The sequence below is a fragment of the Dyella psychrodurans genome (assembly GCF_003363265.1).
Taxonomy (GTDB): Bacteria; Pseudomonadota; Gammaproteobacteria; order Xanthomonadales; family Rhodanobacteraceae; genus Dyella_B; species Dyella_B psychrodurans.
Genome location: NZ_QRBF01000001.1, coordinates 90,262 through 110,257 on the forward strand (window position 1 = coordinate 90,262; position 19,996 = coordinate 110,257).

General features: G+C 59.3%; 22 protein-coding genes and 1 pseudogene. 15 read left to right on the top strand and 8 right to left on the bottom strand.

All coding sequences use genetic code 11. The features are described 5' to 3' along the window. Positions 1 to 211: 211 nt before the first annotated feature. The 4 genes from DWU99_RS00415 to DWU99_RS00430 all read left to right on the top strand — a co-directional run bounded on the left by DWU99_RS00415 (position 212) and on the right by DWU99_RS00430 (position 4,702). Positions 212 to 850 carry a TIGR02466 family protein gene (locus tag DWU99_RS00415; protein WP_115476026.1) on the top strand — a complete coding sequence of 213 codons (639 nt, stop codon included), beginning with the start codon at positions 212 to 214 and terminating at the stop codon, positions 848 to 850. A 9-nt stretch (positions 851 to 859) separates the two neighbouring features. Beyond that, complete coding sequence (locus DWU99_RS00420; RefSeq protein ID WP_115476027.1) at positions 860 to 1,210, top strand: hypothetical protein; 351 nt, start codon at positions 860 to 862, stop codon at positions 1,208 to 1,210. Between the two features lie 71 nt (positions 1,211 to 1,281). After that, positions 1,282 to 4,089, top strand: a complete 2,808-nt coding sequence (locus DWU99_RS00425) for a TonB-dependent receptor (RefSeq protein WP_115476028.1) — start codon at positions 1,282 to 1,284, stop codon at positions 4,087 to 4,089. A 133-nt stretch (positions 4,090 to 4,222) separates the two neighbouring features. Further along, complete coding sequence (locus DWU99_RS00430; protein ID WP_115476029.1) at positions 4,223 to 4,702, top strand: nuclear transport factor 2 family protein; 480 nt, start codon at positions 4,223 to 4,225, stop codon at positions 4,700 to 4,702. Here DWU99_RS00430 and DWU99_RS00435 read toward each other — a convergent pair. Both DWU99_RS00435 and DWU99_RS00440 read right to left on the bottom strand, forming a co-directional pair. Continuing rightward, positions 4,682 to 5,233, bottom strand: coding sequence for a methylated-DNA--[protein]-cysteine S-methyltransferase (locus tag DWU99_RS00435; RefSeq protein ID WP_115476030.1), 552 nt, complete (start codon positions 5,231 to 5,233; stop codon positions 4,682 to 4,684). The genes DWU99_RS00430 and DWU99_RS00435 overlap by 21 nt on opposite strands. Beyond that, positions 5,230 to 6,741, bottom strand: a complete 1,512-nt coding sequence (locus DWU99_RS00440) for a DNA-3-methyladenine glycosylase 2 family protein (RefSeq protein WP_115476031.1) — start codon at positions 6,739 to 6,741, stop codon at positions 5,230 to 5,232. The genes DWU99_RS00435 and DWU99_RS00440 overlap by 4 nt, the downstream gene beginning before the upstream one ends. 153 nt (positions 6,742 to 6,894) lie before the next feature. Between DWU99_RS00440 and DWU99_RS00445 the strand changes: the two genes are divergently transcribed. Next, a complete protein-coding gene (locus tag DWU99_RS00445; RefSeq protein WP_158543189.1) occupies positions 6,895 to 7,926 on the top strand; it encodes a S41 family peptidase in 1,032 nt (343 codons plus the stop codon). Positions 7,927 to 7,976: 50 nt separating this feature from the next. Here the strand turns inward: DWU99_RS00445 and DWU99_RS00450 are convergent, their stop codons facing one another. From DWU99_RS00450 to DWU99_RS00460, 3 genes are all read right to left on the bottom strand, one after another. Continuing rightward, positions 7,977 to 8,519, bottom strand: coding sequence for a cytochrome b (locus tag DWU99_RS00450; protein WP_115476033.1), 543 nt, complete (start codon positions 8,517 to 8,519; stop codon positions 7,977 to 7,979). After that, positions 8,519 to 9,592: a catalase family peroxidase gene (locus DWU99_RS00455; RefSeq protein ID WP_115476034.1), complete on the bottom strand. Its 1,074-nt coding sequence runs from the start codon at positions 9,590 to 9,592 to the stop codon at positions 8,519 to 8,521. Before DWU99_RS00455 ends, DWU99_RS00450 begins: the two co-directional genes overlap by 1 nt. A 222-nt stretch (positions 9,593 to 9,814) precedes the next feature. Then, positions 9,815 to 10,381, bottom strand: coding sequence for a hypothetical protein (locus DWU99_RS00460; protein ID WP_115476035.1), 567 nt, complete (start codon positions 10,379 to 10,381; stop codon positions 9,815 to 9,817). Between the two features lie 189 nt (positions 10,382 to 10,570). Between DWU99_RS00460 and hutU the strand changes: the two genes are divergently transcribed. Together hutU and DWU99_RS20745 are read left to right on the top strand one after the other, a co-directional pair. Next, entirely contained in the window at positions 10,571 to 12,241 is a 1,671-nt protein-coding gene (hutU, locus tag DWU99_RS00465) for a urocanate hydratase (RefSeq protein WP_115476036.1), read from the top strand. 322 nt (positions 12,242 to 12,563) lie between these two features. Continuing rightward, positions 12,564 to 12,782 carry a hypothetical protein gene (locus DWU99_RS20745; protein WP_147292856.1) on the top strand — a complete coding sequence of 73 codons (219 nt, stop codon included), beginning with the start codon at positions 12,564 to 12,566 and terminating at the stop codon, positions 12,780 to 12,782. A gap of 135 nt (positions 12,783 to 12,917) precedes the next feature. On the opposite strand, the gene DWU99_RS00470 is transcribed toward DWU99_RS20745, so the two are convergent. Continuing rightward, complete coding sequence (locus DWU99_RS00470; protein WP_115476037.1) at positions 12,918 to 13,403, bottom strand: HXXEE domain-containing protein; 486 nt, start codon at positions 13,401 to 13,403, stop codon at positions 12,918 to 12,920. Between the two features lie 408 nt (positions 13,404 to 13,811). Here DWU99_RS00470 and DWU99_RS00480 point away from each other — a divergent pair. From DWU99_RS00480 to DWU99_RS00490, 3 genes and pseudogenes are all read left to right on the top strand, one after another. After that, a pseudogene (locus DWU99_RS00480) lies at positions 13,812 to 14,117 on the top strand (low molecular weight protein tyrosine phosphatase family protein); the annotation flags it as partial. A gap of 107 nt (positions 14,118 to 14,224) precedes the next feature. Then, positions 14,225 to 14,554, top strand: coding sequence for a hypothetical protein (locus tag DWU99_RS00485; protein ID WP_115476039.1), 330 nt, complete (start codon positions 14,225 to 14,227; stop codon positions 14,552 to 14,554). A gap of 126 nt (positions 14,555 to 14,680) precedes the next feature. Continuing rightward, positions 14,681 to 15,103, top strand: a complete 423-nt coding sequence (locus DWU99_RS00490) for a hypothetical protein (RefSeq protein ID WP_115476040.1) — start codon at positions 14,681 to 14,683, stop codon at positions 15,101 to 15,103. A 262-nt stretch (positions 15,104 to 15,365) separates the two neighbouring features. Here DWU99_RS00490 and DWU99_RS00495 read toward each other — a convergent pair whose 3' ends face one another. After that, positions 15,366 to 15,620, bottom strand: coding sequence for an XAC0095 family protein (locus DWU99_RS00495; RefSeq protein WP_115476041.1), 255 nt, complete (start codon positions 15,618 to 15,620; stop codon positions 15,366 to 15,368). Between the two features lie 150 nt (positions 15,621 to 15,770). On the opposite strand from DWU99_RS00495, the gene DWU99_RS00500 reads away from it, so the two are divergent. After that, the gene (locus DWU99_RS00500; RefSeq protein ID WP_115476042.1) at positions 15,771 to 16,082 is read left to right on the top strand and encodes a helix-turn-helix domain-containing protein; all 312 of its coding nucleotides are present in this window, start codon (positions 15,771 to 15,773) and stop codon (positions 16,080 to 16,082) included. A gap of 262 nt (positions 16,083 to 16,344) precedes the next feature. After that, positions 16,345 to 17,016, top strand: a complete 672-nt coding sequence (locus tag DWU99_RS00505; RefSeq protein WP_115476043.1) for a suppressor of fused domain protein — start codon at positions 16,345 to 16,347, stop codon at positions 17,014 to 17,016. Here the strand turns inward: DWU99_RS00505 and DWU99_RS00510 are convergent. After that, on the bottom strand, positions 17,008 to 18,333 hold the full coding sequence (locus DWU99_RS00510) for an amidohydrolase family protein (protein ID WP_233510800.1): 1,326 nt from the start codon (positions 18,331 to 18,333) through the stop codon (positions 17,008 to 17,010). The genes DWU99_RS00505 and DWU99_RS00510 overlap by 9 nt on opposite strands. Before the next feature lie 148 nt (positions 18,334 to 18,481). Between DWU99_RS00510 and DWU99_RS00515 the strand changes: the two genes are divergently transcribed. The 3 genes from DWU99_RS00515 (at position 18,482) to DWU99_RS00525 (ending at position 19,984) form a co-directional block, all read left to right on the top strand. Continuing rightward, on the top strand, positions 18,482 to 18,901 hold the full coding sequence (locus tag DWU99_RS00515) for a DUF302 domain-containing protein (protein ID WP_199535658.1): 420 nt from the start codon (positions 18,482 to 18,484) through the stop codon (positions 18,899 to 18,901). A gap of 97 nt (positions 18,902 to 18,998) precedes the next feature. Continuing rightward, on the top strand, positions 18,999 to 19,547 hold the full coding sequence (locus DWU99_RS00520) for a dihydrofolate reductase family protein (RefSeq protein ID WP_115476045.1): 549 nt from the start codon (positions 18,999 to 19,001) through the stop codon (positions 19,545 to 19,547). Continuing rightward, positions 19,547 to 19,984 carry a hypothetical protein gene (locus DWU99_RS00525; RefSeq protein ID WP_115476046.1) on the top strand — a complete coding sequence of 146 codons (438 nt, stop codon included), beginning with the start codon at positions 19,547 to 19,549 and terminating at the stop codon, positions 19,982 to 19,984. The genes DWU99_RS00520 and DWU99_RS00525 overlap by 1 nt, the downstream gene beginning before the upstream one ends. The last annotated feature ends 12 nt before the right edge of the window (positions 19,985 to 19,996 follow it).

A 19,996-nucleotide genomic window follows, 5' to 3' on the forward strand; every position in this document is an offset into this window, starting at 1 on the left:
GGGCCAGCTTTGAAGCAATACTGCGCAACGCCATCGGATCCCGTCCCCTTATGGTCAGAATCTTGCTAGTCGGCGCGAACGCCTGCAAGAGAACCCCGTCTCAAAGGGGGCATGCCGAGTGTACGCGGAGTCAACGGGCGCATTAAATTAACTGACTTCTTGGCCTATTAACTTAGGTCAATCGATTTACCGATCGCATCAGGCACAACGCATGACTTGGAACTACAGTGTGACCATGGGTGATGACCGCCCGTCACCGGCGACGCTACCACCCGCCCGGCCTTTCGATCTTTTTCCCACCCGCATTTGGCAGGCCCAACTCACGCATCTGGAGCCTCATTTCGCGGGGTGGGCGGAGGCGATTCAAGCCATGCGCGAAGCCGAGCCGGTGCCGGCGGGGCGAACCAATCGCGGAGGCTGGAACAGCGTCGATAACGCGGTATTGAACCAGTCGATTTTCGAGGCATTGCATCAGGCCGTGCGGCATTACTGCATGCAAGCGTTCAGTGAGATGGGCGTGGGCTCGCGCGCGTTCAAGGTTCAGTCGTGGGTGAATATCCACGATCGGGGCGGGTTCAACTTTCAGCACATGCATGAGGGTGCATTGCTTAGCGGCACGTTCTATTTGCAAGTGCCGCAGGGATCGGGCGTGCTGGTATTCAAGGACCCGCGGCCTGGAGTGCTGAACTCCTATGCCAGGGGCGGTGGCGCGAATGCATACAAGGACGTCCAGCTTAAGCCTTCCGCTGGATTGTTGGTGCTGTTTCCGCACTGGCTGGAACATTTTGTGGAGCCGCACGACAACGATGTGCCGCGACTCTGTATTCCGTTCAATGCGCTGCCTGGTTGATAGCGTGCCTTGCAAATCATTCGTGCCAAGCGTGGCTTTTCGCTCGCTTGGTCGATCCGCTCACCGGCAACCTGCGAATTCTTCATCACCTCGTTCGGCAAAACGGCCGTATTTCGATTTTTGATTTGTGATGAAAGTCGCATCGACGTCAAGGTCAACATGAGCATCGACTATCGCCGGCGTTGTCTGGAGACACTGATCAATGCGTTGCTGCTTGAGAGCAAGGCGATGCCGATCGCGCACGATCGCTATGCATTGTCGTTGTCGTCCAACATCGGGATGACACAAAAATTCGGTATATCTGTAAGAAAAATTTCATTGAATTGGCGGTACCCGATCGCGCACCAGGGGACTCTTTAAACAGGAAACCCGGATGCAACACGCACGATGCGACACGCATCCGTCCTTCGTTTATTGCCACAAGGTCCCTCATGCGCAATCGTTTAGCACTGCATATAGCCCTGGTTCTGGGCACCAGCATCCCGTTGACCGTCGTGGCGCAAGCATCGACAGCGACACCACCCACCAGCGCCATTGCACCTATGCCACTTGCCAGGGCATTGGAGAATTTTTCGCGGGAAACGAACCTGCAGATCGTGTACGGCTCCGACATTGCCGACAGCATCCAAAGCCATGGCGCGGCAGCAGGGCTGACGCCGGAACAGCAGCTGCGCCAGTTGCTGGCAGGCACGGGTCTGAACTATCGCTTTGTAACCCCGAACACGGTGACGATCATCTCGGGAAACGTGGCAACCAATGCGGGCAACCCGGCCTCCGCTGCGGTAACGACGGCCGGTAACGCAGTTTCCAATGCAACAAACGGCGGCACGTTGTCGCCGAGTGCCGACAAGACCGCCAAGGACCTCGCAAGCGTGGTGGTGACGGCGCGCTCAGGCGTCGAAGTGCGCACGCGCGCGCAGACCAGCTATTCGATCACCACCATCGACGAAGATCGATTGCGCATGCAGGCACCGACCAGCGTTACCGAAGCGGTGAAGTCCGTGCCGGGTTTCTGGGTGGAATCGTCCGGCGGTGAAGCGAGCGGCAACATCCGCGCGCGCGGCATTCCGGTCGACGGCTATGGTTCGGTGAACCTGCTCGAAGACGGCATTCCGGTGCAACACGATCCGGCGTTGGGCTATCTCAATGCCGACCAGGCGTTTCGCCTCGATGAAACGATCGATCACATTGAAGTCGTGCGCGGCGGCCCTTCATCGATCTTCTATTCGAACGCACCGGCCGGTGCGATCAACTTCATCCCGCGCCAGGTCGACGACATGGCCGACGGCCTTATCAAGTACACCGTCGGCAACTACGGCCTCAACCGTCTGGACTTCTGGTACGGCACGCCGATCGGCGATGGCTGGAAATTCAGCACCGGCGGTTTCTGGCGCGTCGATGACGGCATTCGCAAACCCGGTTTCACCAATGACGACGGCGGCCAGCTGCGCGCCACGCTGTCCAAGCAGTTCGAGAACGGGGATATCAGTTTCGACATCAAGCGCCTGGACGACAAGGTCGGGTTCGACCTCGGCATCCCGATGTATCGCAATTCGAGCGGCGACCTGGTCTCGGTACCCGGCTTCAACGGCAACTACGGCACCGTGGCCGGACCGGAAACCGAGCACGTGCAGTTGCAGCAGGGCAACGGAAGCAACTACAACTTCGACGACAGTCTCGGTACCGATGTAAAGCGCACGCAGTTCACGGTGAAGTTCGACTACAACTTGTGGGACGACTGGAAGCTGTCGGAAGACATCCGTTATAGCGACACCGATACGGTTCGCAACGGCGTCTACCCGAACTCCATCGAAACCGCCTCGGCCTTTCTCGCTTCGGCAAAATCGCAGCTCGCGAAGTACTACCCGAATGCTGCCGGCATGCAATTGCAATACGTCAATTCGGGTGCGGTGTTCAACAACGCCAACCAGAATGGCAACGGACTGGTGATCCTCGGCGGCCTGCGCGGCATCACCATGCCGATGCACGAGATCACCAGCGATACGCGCCTGATGCGCAAGTTCGAATTCGGCGACCAGACCCACGACGTGACGTTTGGCTATTACCACGCGTACTTCAATCAGAGCTTCGACCGTTTTTCGTCCACCGTGCTGCTGGATACCTCAGACAACGCCAAGCTGCTGAATTTGGTGGCGGTGAACGCGCAGGGTGCCCCGATCGGCACGCTTACGGACAATGGCATCTACAACAACGGTTACGAATGGGCACACGCGGCCGGCACGTCCAACACCGACGCGTTCTACTTCTCGGACGAGTGGCAGGCTACCGACAAGCTGCGCATCGATGGCGGCGCGCGCTGGGAGCGCGTGAACACCACCGGCTGGACCGAGCTGCCGGCCACGGTCAACCTGGGTACGCCGTGGAGCTCGAACATCCTCACCGGTAGCGGACAGTTTGCCGACTACGACCACACCTTCAACAAGCTGGGCTGGACACTGGGCGCGAACTATCAGTTCACCGACCAGCAAGGTGTGTTCGCGCGTTACACCTCCACCTTCCGACTGCCTAACTTAAGCTCGTACATCACCACGCCGACCGCCACGCCGATCACTCAGACGATGGTGTTGCCGGAAGTCGGCTACAAGTTTGCAAACCGTTACATTGAAACCTACGAGACGTTCTTCTACACCAAGTACAACAACGTCGGCTTCAGCAACTACGTGTTCAATCCCACGTCCGGCGCATCGACCGCGGAAACGGGTTACGCGGATACCGAAACCTACGGCCTGGAGCTGGAAGGTACGGTCTATCCGTCGAAGTGGTTCGACATCCAGTACAACGCCACGCTACAGGACCCTCGCTACAAGGGCCTGCGCTACACGACCGTCACGGCTGGCGAGCCGGTGCTGCTCGACTATGACGACAACCAGCTGATTCGCGTGCCGCGCAAAAGTGCCCGCATCGTGCCGGGCGTGAATCTGCTCGACAACAAGCTGCGCCTGCAGATGGCTTACGAGTACGAGGGCAAGCGCTTCTCCGATACCGCCAACTCCGTGGAGCTGCCGCAATACACCACACTCAGCTTCAGCGCGCGCTACCAGGCCACGCCGGATCTGTCGTTCTTTGTGTATGCCGACAACATCACCAATTCGTTGGGCCTGACCGAAGGCAACCCGCGCTCCGGCGAATTGAAGAGCACCGATGCGGGCGCGACGGTGTTTATTGCACGACCATTGCTCGGCCGGTCGTTCAGGGCATCGGTGATGTATCGGTTCTGATTCACGCAACGCTTGAAATAGTTGGCTGCGGTTCGTTGATGGTTTTCGTCATGCGCATGGCGGAAACCATCGACGACAAGCTGGCGTTCCAAGGTGCATAATGGACTGCCTCGATCCCCTCTCGGGTATAGCCATGTCCGTCAACGCCGATCAGCGTCCACCCCTGCCGCCATTCACTCGCGAGACGGCCATTTTGAAAGTGCGACTTGCGGAAGACGCGTGGAATTCGCGCGACCCTGCGCGTGTCGCTCTTGCCTATACCGTCGACAGCCGCTGGCGTAATCGTGCCGAGTTCATCAACGGCCGCGATGCCATCGTCGCGTTCCTCACGCGGAAGTGGGCGCGCGAACTCGATTACCGCCTGATCAAGGAACTGTGGGCGTTCGAGGGCAATCGTATCGCCGTACGCTTCGCGTACGAATGGCACGATGATTCAGGCAACTGGTTTCGTTCCTGCGGCAACGAGAACTGGTTGTTCGACGAAAATGGCTTGATGGCTGTTCGTCACGCAAGCATCAACGACGTGCCGATCACCGCGGCCGAGCGCAAATATCATTGGCCACAAGGGCGCAGACCCGACGATCACCTCGGATTAAGTGATCTGGGCCTCTGATCGGCTGGAAGCCTGATCCTGTACAAAGAGATCGCCGTGCGATACGCGATCTTCCAGCGCAAGCAGGAAGCGTTTGGTCGGCAACCCGCCACCAAACCCGGTAAGGCTGCCGTTGCTGCCGATCACACGATGACATGGCAACACGATCGGCAGCGGATTGCGCCCGTTGGCGGCACCTACCGCGCGCACGGCCAGCGGTTGACCGATGCGTCGCGCCAGTTCGCCATAGCTGATGGTGGTGCCGTAGGGAATCTCGGCCAACGTCAACCACACATTGACTTGAAACGACGTTCCAACAGGATGCAGCGGCAGATCGAAATGCTGCCGTTCGCCCGCGAAGTACTCATTCAGCTGCCTGGCCGCGAGAGCCACCTTCGCAGGGTTGTGCTGCCATTGCGGATCGGGCTCTTTCTTGTGCTTTCCGGTTTCGAACCACACTTCGCGTAACCCTTTCGTGTCGGCAGCGAGCAAAAGCTTGCCGATAGGCGTGAAGACGTAGTCGTACCAGACGGTTTCCTTCGAGGCATTCATGCTGTCGCTCTCAATTTGGGCAGATTCGGTAATGCCGCAGGTTCGCTCATGCTGCGCCACAAGTGCATCACTGCGTACGCACGCCATGGGCGCCACGCTTCTGCCAGTTGGGTCAATGCCTTCGTGCTAAGCATCTCTTCGTCGCGCGATGCAGCGCGGCGCAATATCAGGTCGGCCGCAGGAAATGCGTCGGGATGACTGAGCGCGCGCATCGCCATGTAATGCGCAGTCCACTCGCCAATGCCCGGTAACGCCACCCAGCGCTCGACGAATTCGTCCAGCGATTGTTCGACGCGAAAATCAACACGGCCATCCAGCACCGCGCGCGCCACGCCGCGGATGCTTTCCGCACGCGCTGTAGTGATGCCTAGTGCGCGAAGGTCGGCTTCGGCAAGCACTTCAGGTTGCGGGAACAGACGTTCCAGACCGGGTGCCATCGGCGCAGGCAGTGGTTGGCCGTAACGATGCACGATGCGCGATGCCAAGGTTCGTGCCGCCGCCACGCTGACCTGTTGGCCAAGAATCGCGCGCACGGCTACTTCAAACCCATCCCAACTGCCGGGCAGTCGCAGACCGGGGCGTTTGCGTAGCAGCGGCCGAACGTGCGAGGTGGTTTGCAACGCGGCGCTGATCGCTTGCGGATCGGCGTCCAGATCGAACATGCGTCGGATGCGTGTGACGATGGCGAGCATTTGCGCCGGTTGCGGACAATGCAACTGTAAGCGAAGCGCGTTTTCGCCGTTGGGCCATGCGCTCAACCGTAGCCAGCCTGGCGCATCGGCAGGTCCGAAGACGCGCGAATAACTTGCCTCGTCCACCAACTCGATGCCGGGCAGGGCGCGCCCGCGCAGAAAGGTCAGCAGCGACGCAAAATCGTACGGCGGCCGATAGCTGAGCTTCAGGCTCAGGCCGTCGTCGCTGCCTGCATTCGGGTGACGGCGCAGGTCGCGCGGAGCAATGCGGTTCGCTTGGGCAAACGCCGCATTGAAGCGACGCAGGCTGCCGAAACCCGAGGCGAGCGCCACATCCGTCACCGGCATGCGCGTTTCCGTCAGCAATTGCTTAGCGAACAACAGCCGGCGGGTTGTGTGCACGTCGATAGGCGGCGCGCCAAGGCGTTCCACAAACAGGCGGCGCAGTTGCCGCGCGCCCACACCCACGCGTCGCGCAAGTTCATCCACGGGATGATCTTGCAGTAGACCGCCTTCGATCAGTTTCAATGCACGTGTGACGACATGGTCGCCGCGTTGCCACGCGTCGTTACCCGGTGCGAGTTCGGGCCGGCAGCGCAGGCAGGGACGGAAGCCCGCTGTCTCCGCCGCAGCCGCTGTGGCGAAGAAGCGTACGTTTTCACGTTTGGCCGTAGGTGCCGGGCACACAGGGCGGCAATAAATACCTGTGCTGCTGACGGCAATGAAGAACAGGCCGTCAAAGCGGGCATCGCGGCTCAGGCGAGCCCGTTCGCATGTCTTCTGGTCAAGCGCTGGGGTAGGGGCGGTTGCTGGCATGTGCTCAGGCTAGCACCGTTGCCGGCCGTAAACTCGCCGTTTTCGGACATCAATACCGGTCACGGCCAAAGTGCTTAAAGGATGCGATTGTGCGCACCTCATCATTCACCTTAGTCTTTTGACGGTTCGACAGCCTGTGTTGGAATGTTCCCGATGAAGCGATTAATCGTTGTGCTGCTTGCAAGTGCCTGGATGGCGGGTGTTGCGTCGGCAACGGATCAACAAGCCTCCTCGCCGGTTATGCAGCATGATCGCATTCAAAGCACGGGCAACAACCCGGTTACGCCACCCAAACCCATGGTCTCGGCGCAGGCCGAACTCGATGCCGCGATAGCGATTGTTCGCAGTTACGCCCTGCGCGCGAGTCAGGTGGACTGGTCGGTCGTTGAACCGCGGATTCGCGCAACGGCGGCTCATGCGAAGGTGTCGAGCGACGCCTATCCAGCGATTCGCGCGCTGTTGAAGGCGCTCAACGATCGGCACAGTTTGCTGTTGGAGCCCTTCGCGCGCGAGGCCGTCGACAAGGAGAGCAGCGGCGATGCCGATCCCACCGTGAGTGTGCAAGGCAGCGGGATCGGCTACGTGATGATGCCGGGATATGGCAACACCGATCCGCAAGCGCAAAAAGCATTCGCCTCGGACATCGCTGCCCGCCTCTACAAGACCGCACCGCAAGCGCAATGCGGCTGGATGGTCGATTTGCGCAACGACCACGGCGGCAACATGTATCCAATGCTGGAAGCTTTGACGCCGCTGCTCGGAAGTCCGCCATGGGGCAGCTTCCGTGACGTGCATGGGCGCCTGTCGCCATGGTCGGTCACATTGAATTTCTATGCCGAACGTTGGGTCAATCCGGATCTTTCGGTGGCTCCCGTGGCGCTCTTGCTCGGCCCGCACACCGCCAGTTCCGGCGAAGTTGTGGCGATTGCATTCCAGGGACGCGCCAACACGCGATCGTTCGGCGCTTCCACGGCGGGCCTTACCATGGCCAATCGGATGTTTTCGCTGCCGGATGGTGCCTTGCTCTCGTTGGCATCAGCCATCGACGTCGATCGCAGCGGTCGCGAATACGGCGACAAAATAGAACCCGATCAACCGGTTTCGTCGGACCCGACCAAAGATTCCGATCCGGTCATCGATGCGGCCAAGGCGTGGCTGGCCAAACAAGATAGCTGCAGGCCTTGAGCGAGGGTTTCACGGTGCGACCAACGTCGCACCGTGAAACCGCGATGCGGTCACTTGGGCCGATAGCCGGTCATGCTCGACAGCACGCCATCGCGGCGAATCAGTCCGTGATAAAGCGCTGCGCCGAGATGTGCCAGGAACGTGAGGAACAGCAGCATCGCAAGCCATGCATGCATATGCCTCAAGATCGCGAATGCTGCGCCGCTGACGGGAAAGATCGGCGGCAATCGCAGCGAATGGCTCAGCATCACCGGATAACCGCCGGCCGAGAGCATCGCCCAACCGACCAGCGGAATCAGCAGCATCAACACGTAAAGCAACCAATGCGATGCATGCGCCGCCAGTTTCTGCACGGCGGGAAGGTCGTCAGGCAGGGGCGGTGGCGGGTTGCGCAGGCGAACGATCAGTCGCACGACCGCGAGGATCAAAATCGCGATACCCAGCGGCTTATGGATGCTGAGCAGCCACGCATGCCGCTCCGATACCGAGGCCACCATGCCGATGCCGATAAACAGCATCGACAGGATCAGCAGCGCCATCAGCCAATGCAGTACGCGAGCGGTGAACACGAATGATGTGGATGACGTATTCATCACTTGGTCTCCGGCTGCGCGTTGGGCTGAACTGTGCCAGGCAGACGAGCTTCTTCGCTCGTACGGCGCAGATAAGAGGTTGCGTAGGCTGCCGATCGCGCGGGCAGGAGCGGATCGTCGGAAGCTTGAATGCCGTTGGGCAGCACCAGAGGGTCGTAATTGATATCGCGGCATGCACCGCTTTCCTGCGGTTCGGTGCTGGTGAGCACGAGTGTGCCTACGTCGATGTCCTGACGATCCGACGGCCATTCCTTGGTTGCATCGTTCGTCGGATCGCCGGGATTGGCGAGTGTCACGATCAAGTGCCAGCGCTGCGGACCTTGCGCCAACCGCTGCGTGAGATCGGCATCGAGGTAGTCAGGATTGCTTCCGCCGACGCCTGCATCGTTGGCTTCCGGCACCATGCGCCAGCGCACCGCATGCCGCTCGCCTTTGGCATCGACAAAGACAAATGCGTTCAAGCTCCAATAACCTTCCGTGGCGAAGCTCGATGAGGGCTTGGCGGTCTTCACCCACGCGAGGAAGGCGGCTGTTTCAGGATGCGCGGCGAAAAATCCCTTGACCTTCGCGGGATCCGGTTTGTGCGTGGAAGGGTCCGGTTGCTGGGCGACCAGCTGTTCGTAGAAAGCTTGCGGCGTAGCGACCGGAAACACCGGCATGCTGTTCATGCCCGTGCGCCATTGCTGGCCGTTGGATTGCGTGAATCGCAACGCCATGCTGCGAATCGGCACGCTGCTGTCCGGCGCATACGGGTTGCCGCCGGGGATGGCGAAGCGTCCCACCACCGGCGTGCGACCTGGCGCGAACACCTCCGCCGCCGAATAAGCCTGCGCCTGGCCGTTGCTGTCGAAATATCCGGCTACGCAAACGCCTTTGGCATGGTTGCGGCGATATCCGGAAAACACGCCCGCATTCGCCTGCAGCTGATTCACCATGCGCTGTGCGGTGAGCCGCTGCGGTGCGAGCCAGCCGCCGACATAGCCGAATAAAAGCACGATAGCGATCAGCACGATGCCAATGAATGCGAATCGCAGAAATATCCGGCGGTCAGAGAGGGGAGGTGAAGCATGCATAGAGTCGTATCCTGGCCGATGAAATGTCGTAGGTCCGCAGGGAGCAATCCTCTGCACCCTGGGGACTAGCCTGTTTCCTTCGCACACCAACCGCAAACGGTTACATCTTTTACGCACACTGCTCGGCCCAGGCACATAGGTGCTTGTTCCAAAAAACGCGCCAGGTCATGCGCCAGACGCGTCGAATCCGAAACTGTCGGGCCGCAGTTTTTTGGTTGCCGGTTATTTCACCGGGGCCATCAAATGTTCGTAAGGCGTATCTGCCCACATCACATAGGGCATGGATGTGTCGGGATCCGGATTCTTCGGATACATGTCGTAGAAGCTGGAGTCGGCGCCTACGATCATGAAATGCGGTCCGGTCTTTATCCAGTGATTGTTCGGCAGCGGTTTCGTTGCATAAGGGTCGGTATTGCTGGCATCCGTACCGCCTTCGAGCATATACATCACGCCGATTTTGCCGGCAGGCGGCGGCTTGTGGGACATGTACGCCTGGGCCCACTCAAACGCGTTCTTGTCCATGCACATGGGGTCCGGGCCGGGGGTGGCCGGGTTGTCGGGCATGCAGGTGTAGCCGTTGGTGCCCTGGCGCAGCGTGCGCATCGTGCCATCGGCATTCATGGCGACGATGGTTGCTCCTTTTGCGACGCCCGGTGGCGCCGCCCGCATGGCGCTGGCAATCAGCTGGGCATCCTTGGGCGTCTGTTTGTCGGCTGCCAACCCTGTGCTCGCGACAACGAGCATGACAGCGACGGCGGCGGTCCGGTACATCGAGCTTGTCGCACTCATAAGTAAGGCCTCCCGCGTCGGTTGAGCAGGCCATTCCGGGATTCCGCCAGCGAGTCTGGGCGCCGCTTCCGGGCGTGTCAATCGGAGGTGAACGGTGCAGCTGCCCCGGTTTTTGCGGCGCTGCAGTTGGCGGCCGGGAAACGGGACGCCCATAATTGGGGACTTCCCTAGGCAGTCCCAGGAATTCCGATGAACGCCCCCACCCGCATCGACACCACGCGCACCATCCACGCCCCGCGCGGCACCGAGCTCACCTGCAAGAGCTGGCTCACGGAAGCCCCGTATCGGATGCTCCAGAACAACCTGGACCCGGCCGTGGCCGAAAACCCGGCAGAACTGGTGGTGTACGGCGGCATCGGCCGTGCCGCGCGCAACTGGGAATGCTTCGACGCCATCCTGCGCGCCCTGCGCGACCTCAACGACGACGAAACCCTGCTGGTGCAGTCCGGCAAGCCGGTCGGTGTATTTCCGAGCCATCCCGACGCGCCGCGCGTGCTGATCGCCAACTCCAACCTGGTGCCGGCATGGGCCAACTGGGAACACTTCAACGAGCTCGATAGGAAGGGCCTGATGATGTACGGCCAGATGACGGCCGGCTCGTGGATCTACATCGGTTCGCAGGGCATCGTGCAGGGCACCTACGAAACCTTCGTGGAAATGGGTCGCCAGCACTACAACGGCAGCCTGAAAGGCAAATGGATTCTCACCGCCGGTCTCGGCGGCATGGGTGGCGCGCAGCCGCTGGCCGCCACCTTGGCCGGCGCGTGCTCGCTCAACATCGAATGCCAGCAGAAGAGCATCGATTTCCGCCTCAAGACACGCTACGTCGATGAACAGGCCACCGATCTCGACGACGCACTCGCGCGCATCGCCAAATACACCAAGGCCGGCGAAGCGAAATCCATCGCGCTGCTCGGCAACGCCGCCGATGTATTGCCCGAACTCGTGCGCCGCGGCGTAAAGCCCGATGCCGTTACCGATCAGACCAGCGCGCACGATCCCGTCAACGGCTACCTGCCGCAGGGCTGGACGGTGGAGCAGTGGTTCGAGCGTCGCAAGAGCGATCCGCAAGGCACGCGCGACGCCGCCAAGAAATCCATGAAGAAACACGTGGAAGCCATGCTCGCTTTCCACGCGCAGGGCATTCCCACCTTCGACTACGGCAACAACATCCGCCAGATGGCGAAGGATGAAGGCTGCGCCAACGCCTTCGACTTCCCCGGCTTCGTTCCCGCTTTCGTGCGTCCGCTGTTCTGCCGTGGCGTGGGTCCGTTCCGCTGGGTCGCGCTATCCGGCGATCCGGAAGACATCATCAAGACCGACGCCAAAGTGAAGGAACTGATCCCCGACGACAAGCACCTGCACAACTGGCTGGACATGGCCGAACAGCGCATCAGTTTCCAGGGCTTGCCGGCACGCATCTGCTGGGTTGGCCTGGGCCAGCGTCACAAGCTGGGTTTGGCCTTCAACGAAATGGTGCGCAAGGGCGAACTGAAAGCGCCCGTCGTGATCGGCCGCGATCACCTCGACTCCGGCTCCGTCGCCAGCCCCAACCGCGAAACCGAAGCCATGAAAGACGGCAGCGATGCCGTGTCCGACTGGCCGCTGCTCAACGCGATGCTCAACGTGGCCGGTGGCGCTACGTGGGTAAGCCTGCATCACGGTGGTGGCGTCGGCATGGGTTACAGCCAGCACAGCGGCGTGGTGATCGTGTGCGATGGCACCGAAGCGGCGGACAAGCGCATTGCGCGCGTGCTATGGAATGATCCGGGTACGGGCGTGATGCGTCATGCGGATGCGGGATACGACATCGCGGTGCAGTGTGCGAAAGAGCAGGGGCTGAAGTTGCCGATGATTTGAAGCGGCGGCCACAAGCCATTGAGCAAGCCATTACACCCTCACTTTTGAGGGTGTAATTTTTTATGGGGCGGATTTGTCGTATAAACGAGGAAGGGGGAGACGCGTGTGGCGTTGTTGCAAGGGGTGCGCCTCATTTCTGGGGTCGAATTAGAGTTAGATCTAAGGGGGAAAGTCAATGTAATGCTTTAATCACCAAGACCAAGCCGCGATAGGTACGTGCAAGCATTGTTGCAAAGGCCTTTGCTCGGCATGCGTGACAGATCTAGGCTACGGGTTGGCTTGTCGCGAAACGCAAGAAGAGCAAGTGACGGCTATACATTCCATGGTTACAAAAGCCGCGCGAGTTCAGTCAGTCAATCGCTCCAATAAATATTCGTCACCCGCGTTGTTTACAGCCCTTGGTTCCGTGTTTGTCGGTTATGGCCTCATCAATGGCGGTGCAGCGACAAGCTTCACTGTCATTTTAGGTGCAGTATTTTTGGTGTATGGCCTTTTCCTTTTTAATGTGGTGCGTAAGGCATATGCACAGCCAAAGGCCTAGCAATTCGTCACTCAGGCGTTAGATGCGGATTCCGGTCGTACTGAACGCCGATTCCGGCCAAGGCTGATCGACAAACCCACGCGAGCTGCAATAGGCGCCGGGGCTTTCATGATGCGACAGACGACTATGGGGCTCTCAACGCGATGGCCGCGTGAGCGCTATCAGCCGCATCACCAACCACACCCCGAACAAGCCCACGAGGGGCGATGTCAGCAGGCCGGGAAAATATCCACCAACGGCGAGCGACAGGATGGGATGGGCGATTAAGTTGACGAGGCATGAGATGGCGAAAAACCAAATAGGAAACATCGCTACGCGATAGCCGGCACGCAGTCCGATGGACGATAGAATCCATACAGCGAGCCATAGCAAGTTGAATACAACGAAGAAGTCATCCGGCCAAGGCGGAAGACCCAGAAGCTCGGGTAGCCGTACAGGAAAATGCGTCAGTGACTCTTCCATGAAGTGCAGACACTGCGCAGCTAGGCCGAACAAAAAGACTCGCGAAACGCGTTCGATGCTGACGGTGTCTGTCCAGCGAGGGCGACGCAACATGGTTAGGACGATGGAGATTAGGGCAGCAATGCCGAGGGCCGATGTTCCAATCAGTTCACTTGGCATGAGGTCTTCCTACACTATGGATAGGGCCGCAACTCAATTTATCACCGTAGGCGCTTTAACTCAGGCTTCAGATGGAAGGAGATGAAATGCCACTCTTGGTTTCCGCAGGTAAGGCGTTTGCAGGTGCTCTCGTAGGTGTCCTTGCGACCATGTATGTATTGGGCTTTTTTGTGCCTCACGGCGTCCAACTCTGGCCTGCTTTCGGCATCGCAAGCGGTATCGCATTAGCTACGGGTATCCGTTCCCAATGGTCGCTATCGACAACGGTTGGCGCAGTACTCGTCGGCGTTTTAGCTGCAACGGGGGACGTCGTCGGCATTTGGTTATCGGCGCGCCCCTAACTATTCGACCAAGTGGACGCACGTACCACACGCCATTTAACTCAGGCGTTAGACCACAGGAAAAACCTTGGCTCGTAACATACTTTTTATCTGCAGCCAGAACCGGCTACGCAGCCCCACGGCTGAGCAGATCTTTGCCGATTGGCCCGGGATCGAAACTCGTTCGGCTGGCTTAAACAATGGCGCCGAAACGCCCGTCACACCCGAGTTGCTGGACTGGGCTGACATGATCTTCGTCATGGAGCGTGCTCACCGCTCCAAACTCTCGGCCAAATTCAAGGCCTGCCTAGGTGGCAAGCGCGTGATCTGCCTGGAGATCCCAGACAATTACGCGTACATGGAGCCCGATCTAATTGCACTGCTAAAAAATCAAAGTGCCCGGGTACTTGCCGGCTCTCTGACGTCTGCCGTAGCCTGCGATATAACCACTCGTCCAAGCGGACGCTTATTACGCCGCTTAACTTAGACGTTAGGTATCAGATGAGCGACACATTGATCTTGGCGATAGTAGCCAGTACTTCCGCGATCCTGGGCAGCTTCGTGACGGGCTGGTTCACGTACCGCGCCGCCGTCAAGCAACGTGAAGCCGAAAGATTCAAGCGAAAACTGATCCAGGCATATAAAGACATTGCCGCATTCCATCGCTTGGAGGAACGCTACACTGTCGCGCTTGCTAAGACGTCAGACGATAGGAGCGCCGAGTCTTGGAAGCGTGATGTGCGCAAGGCGCTGCGAGACGATGGTTTCGCATCGCCGAGCGATGATGCCACTGCACATAGAGCGGAGCAGCGTGCCAGCGAGTTGGGTTGATGCAGAACTATGCGCTCAAGCGGGCCGTGAGAGAGGGGTTCTTGGTGCATCCATAGGTAACGGGTCGCACGGCCGCTTAGCTTTGGCGTTAGACATTCCTGCATCACATCGATATTGAGGTGTGTCATGTCCGAGATATCAGCATTCCGTTTGTACGTACTGAGGGCCGCGTACGCGCTGATTGCGGTCGGGCTCGCCCTTATGGTCTGGCCAAAGCTGATTCAGCACACCAGCGAGTGGGCCCTGAAGGATGGCGATACGTTCGGCCTGCTTGCCGGAATCCAGGTCTTGGCCATGCTGGGCGTCAGATATCCCATCAAGATGCTGCCGCTGCTCTTCTTCGAGCTGACGTGGAAATCGATATGGTTGCTTGCGATCGCTCTCCCTTTATGGCACGCCAATCAAGTCGATCCGGGAACCACCGATTCCATCCAAGCTTGCGTGATGGGGGTGGTGGTCTCTGTAGTCGCCATTCCCTGGCGATATGTTTGGGAGAAATTTGTGCGCGAGTCTGGAGACAGTTGGCGATGGAGCACACGAAGTGCTTAACAACGCTCCACCTAGGTATTCATCAGAGCGGATGCGCGAAAGCCGCCCTAACTCAATAAGCGTCGCCAAACCCAAGAATGCGCTAGCGAGATGTTTGCTATTGATGTTGTCGGCTTGATCGAGCGCTTCACCCAGGCTTCGAGCCAGGTCCTGCACACTGCCTAGCGGCCGGTTGGCATCATCGAGCAAGTCGAGTGGGTTGCCGATGGGGCGATGAAGTATTGGGTGTTGAGGGTAATCCACGGCCGGCAGACGGGGTCTTTCATCGGACATTCCCTTGTGCGATTTCGCAATTATCCACTACGACGGTCAGGCGGTCGGCCAAGTGTTCAAAGCAGTGGGCCAGCGTGTTGCGGTACAGCGTGAGCTCGCGATCGTAGGGTAGGTGAGCTGCGGCGAAGTCGGCCATTCGGCGCAAGTCGTCACGGATTTCGCGGAGGTTTTCGAAGGCGGCCTCGGGGAGCTTGTAGTGGGTTTCAGGGAATGGTTGGGTGGAAGTAGGGATGTGGCCTGCCATGGCGGTGTCTCCTGGTCGATAGGGGTTCTTAGCTGTTTGCCTTTGACGAATCTGTCATTGCACCCATTTCATTTCAAACATAATACACAAAGACTGTGTATTGGAAGCTGCGCTATACGGTAGGTGCCCGACTGACTACGGAGCGGGCAGATGGCGGCAGCGCGAAAGTCGACGAAACGGGCACTCAAGTCGCTATACCGATCGGAAAACCAGGTATTCCTTGCGACCTTGCGCGCGTTACGGCAGGGGCAGGGTCTCACGCAGGTGCAACTGGCTGAAAAACTGGGCCGCAATCAGAACTTCGTGACCGCTGCCGAACGTGGTGTAGTGCGTCTTGACGGCCTGCAATTAAGGGATTGGTGCCTGGCTTGCGACAGTAACCTGATCGCTTGGGCTACGGAGATCGAGCGTCAGCTTCGTGCGGAGCAGCGGAGAGTTTCTACGCGTAAGGCGAAAAAATAGGTCGCCAGCTAATCGGGGAATGCTGCCGTTGTACATTGCCTCTAGTTTTTCTCGCTGCACGTTCGTAACGGAAAGCGGGAAAATCATGATCGCGGAAAGAACGACAACGGCCTTCGGCTGGCGCGTTTACTAAAGCAGGGGTTAAAGCAGGGGTGGGGTGTACTTTCGTCATATAGCTTCATGCGAAGTAATTAGTGCAAGATCAAGGCTGATTTCGAAAGTCCGACGTGACGCCTGTTTTGGAAGATGACCGGGAGCGGTTGTGAACCTTGAACAGTACAAGCATCAATACGGAAACCGAGACGATGCGGCTCCCGGCTGGGACGCCATCGATGCACAGTTGGGCCGGGTTTATGGAGATCAAAAACCCAGGCATTGGGGGACGGTGCTGAAGCACATGCTCGGCGGTCCCGATCCCATTGATGGAATCAGTGCGTTCGAGTGCCGCGATCGGCAACCTCATCTGCATTTCTGCACGTACGGCTACTCGTCGCTGTATTACGACGAAGCATCCGTGGGTAAGGATTTCAGTCGCTTCGGTTTCGAAATGACGTTTCGTCTGGCGGGCCCGTTGCCGCCGGCCGAAGAGCCCATTTGGGTTTGCAATCTTCTACAGAATCTTGCGCGTTATGTGTTCAAGTCGGGAAAGTGGTTCGAAAGCTTTCACTGGGTGCCCGCCAACGGCCCGATTCGTGCCGGCTTTGAGACGGATATCGTTGGGTTGGCTTTTGTGACCGATCCGATGCTGCTACCCATCGACACGCCGCACGGGCGCGTCGAGTTCATTCAAGCTTTTGGCCTGACCGAGTCGGAGCTGGCGCATCTGAAGGCACGCACCAAATCCTGTCAGGAGATCGTGGAGCATCATCGGCGTGCCAATCCGCTTCTGGTGACCGATCTCCTGCGTCGGAACGTCGCCGGCGACTTACTCTGACTGCTTGTAAATCACACCGCCCTTCATCACGAACGGCACATGTTCGATCGCGCTGATGTCTGCTGTCGGATCGCCTTTTACTGCAATGATGTCCGCGTCTAGTCCAGCCTTCAGCTGCCCGAACGTGTCTTGTTGACGCAGTATCTTTGCATCGACAGCCGTGGCGGCCAGTAATGCGCGTGCCGGTGACATGCCGTCGCGCACCATCCACTCCAGTTCCTTGTAGTTGGTGCCGTGCGTAAACACGCCAACATCGCTGCCGCAGCCGATGGTTACGCCGGCTTGCATGGCGAGCTTGAAGGCGTTGGCGGCTTGCTGCATGTCTTCGGTATAAGGCTGGCCAGGCTTCCATCCGTGGAAGTATTCGGAGTACGCAGCTTCCGCTTCGAGCGTTGGCATGTAGGCGACGTTGTGCTGTTTCATTAGCGCAAACACATCGCGCGTACCGCCATAGGCGTGCTCGACGGTGTCGACACCCGCCATGATGGCGCGGCGCATGCCTTCGGGCGTGGTGGAGTGCACGGCTACCGGCAGGCCCATCGAGTGCGCCGTTTCCACGGCGGCATTCAATTCTTCCTGGGTGAAGGTCGGCACGGCGCCTTTGCTCTTGCCGCAGTGGTAGTCGGCGTAAAGCTTGATCCAGTCGGCACCGTGGCCGGCTTGGTCGCGCACGGCGTCGACCATCTCGGCTGTGCCGCTGACGGGAATGCCGCCTTGCGGCAGATCGATGTCGGTGCGGAAGCCCATAGGGCCGGGGCCGTAGCAATGCGCGGCGATAGTGGCGCGCGTGGAGACGAACAGGTGCGGGCCGGGAATCAGGCCATCGTTGATGGCGTGTTGCACGTCGACATCGGCGTAGCCGGCGCCTTCGGTGCCGAGATCGCGCAAGGCCGTGAAGCCGGCCATCAAGGTGTCGTGCACGTGTTGCACGGCTCCGATGGTGCGATAAGCCAGCGTTTCCTTCAGTACCTGATCGTTCCAGAGTGTTTCGTTGTACGGATGCAGGAAGATGTGCGAATGCGCGTCGATCAAGCCAGGCAGCAAGGTGGTGCCGGGCATGTCGATGGTCTGCGTGCCGGGCGGGGCGCTGACCTGCGAAGCCGGGCCGACGGCAGCGATCTTGTCGCCTTCCACCAGCACCACCCAGCCGCTATGTGCCTGTTCGCTGCGTGCGTCGAAGACGCGATCCGCCTTGAGCAGCCACGGATGATCGGCCGGTTTGTCGACGGTTGCGGCGGGAGTGGCTACCGTCACGCAGGCCAGTAGCGCAGTTGCGCAGAATGCGGCCAGGGTGCGCTTCGATTGACGCATCAGCATTGCCTTCTCCCCATTTTCGGTTCCCCTCGTCTTTGTAACATTTAGCAAAGGTGTAGAGTGCATGCCAGTGCGGAGATGCACAGTTTGACCCTGGCCGAGGCATCGGCAGGTTCACGGATTCATGCGGATCATTGAGGAGGTACCTATAGTGACTTCTCCAACGGCTCACTCAAGTGATGTCGCGGGCCTGATTCGTTTCAGAAGTCCTTATTCCTTCGACGATACCGTGCACCGATTGCTCGCAGCGTTCGCGGATCGCGGCATTAAAGTTTTTGCGACGATCGACCAGCAGGCCGAGGCGCTTGCGGTCGGGCTCTCGATGCCGCCAACGACCTTGATACTTTTCGGCAATCCCAAGGCCGGTACGCCGTTGATGCTTGCCAATCCGCAATCCGGTGTGGACCTTCCGCTGAAGGCGCTGGTCACGGAGTCATCCGCGGGCGAGGTGGATGTGACGATGAATGCCGGCGCCTACATCATCCAGCGGCATGGTTTGCCGGCGGAACTGCTTGCAAACCTTGCGCCGGTCGAAGGCCTTGTGGCAAGTGTGCTAAGTGTCGAGCACTGATGGTTGAACAGCTGTCGATCCGGCACTGCACCGTTCGTCGTGAGATGGAGGGCGTCAAACCCGGCGTCCAATCAACCTAATTGTCGCGGAGCGGATCATGGGCAAGCTGATCATGTGGAATCTCATGACGCTGGATGGCTTCTTTGAAGGCACCCAAAACTGGGATCTGGATTTTCACCGGACTGTCTGGGGCGATGAGCTGGAGCGCTTCGCCATCGGTCAACTGAGTTCCACCAGCCGGCTGCTGTTCGGCAGGGTTACCTACGAAGGAATGGCCGCGTATTGGAAAACCGCCGAAGGCACTGTCGCCGACTACATGAACAGGCTTCCCAAGGTGGTGTTTTCGCGAACGCTGGAAAACCCCGACTGGAACAACACCATCCAGGTTCGCGACAACGCGGCTTCTGTCGTGCGTGCATTGAAGAAGCAGGCGGAGCAGGATCTTTACGTCTTCGGCAGCGCCAACTTGTGCGAGACGCTGATCGAGGCCGATCTGTTCGACGAATATCGCATCGCCGTCGCGCCCGTGATGCTTGGCAGCGGCCGGCCGTTGTTCAAGAATGGACTCACCCGTCACAACCTGAGGCTGATCGACACCACGACTTACACCTCCGGGTGTGTGGTGTTGCGCTACGCGAACGACTGATGACCTTCGATGAAGCGATGGCCTTTGTACGAGAACACGGTATTGTGCTCACGGCTGCGCAAGGGCCGGTGCCGCGACTGACCGAAGCCATCGCAGGCGAACCCATCAAGGGCAGCTGGTGGGCGCATCCGAAAAGCCACCAGATCTTTGCGCTGCTCCAGAAACTGGAGGCATCGCCCGATATTCTCGTCTGCCGCTTCGTCAACGGAAAGGTGACGATGATTCATCGTCGTCTGTGGCCCGCGCTGGTGAAGCTCTCGGATCGCATCGACCCAGGCCGGCTTGCGCAAGTGCGTCAAGAACACACGGCCAAGGGGCATCACGAAACGCACGATGTGCCTTATCCCTCGTGGGTGCCGGCCGATGTTTTCGCCGAGGCGAGACGCCTCGGCGACGAAGAGGCTACGCGCATGCTGGGGCCGTTGGCGCCGCGCTGACACGCATCGCGG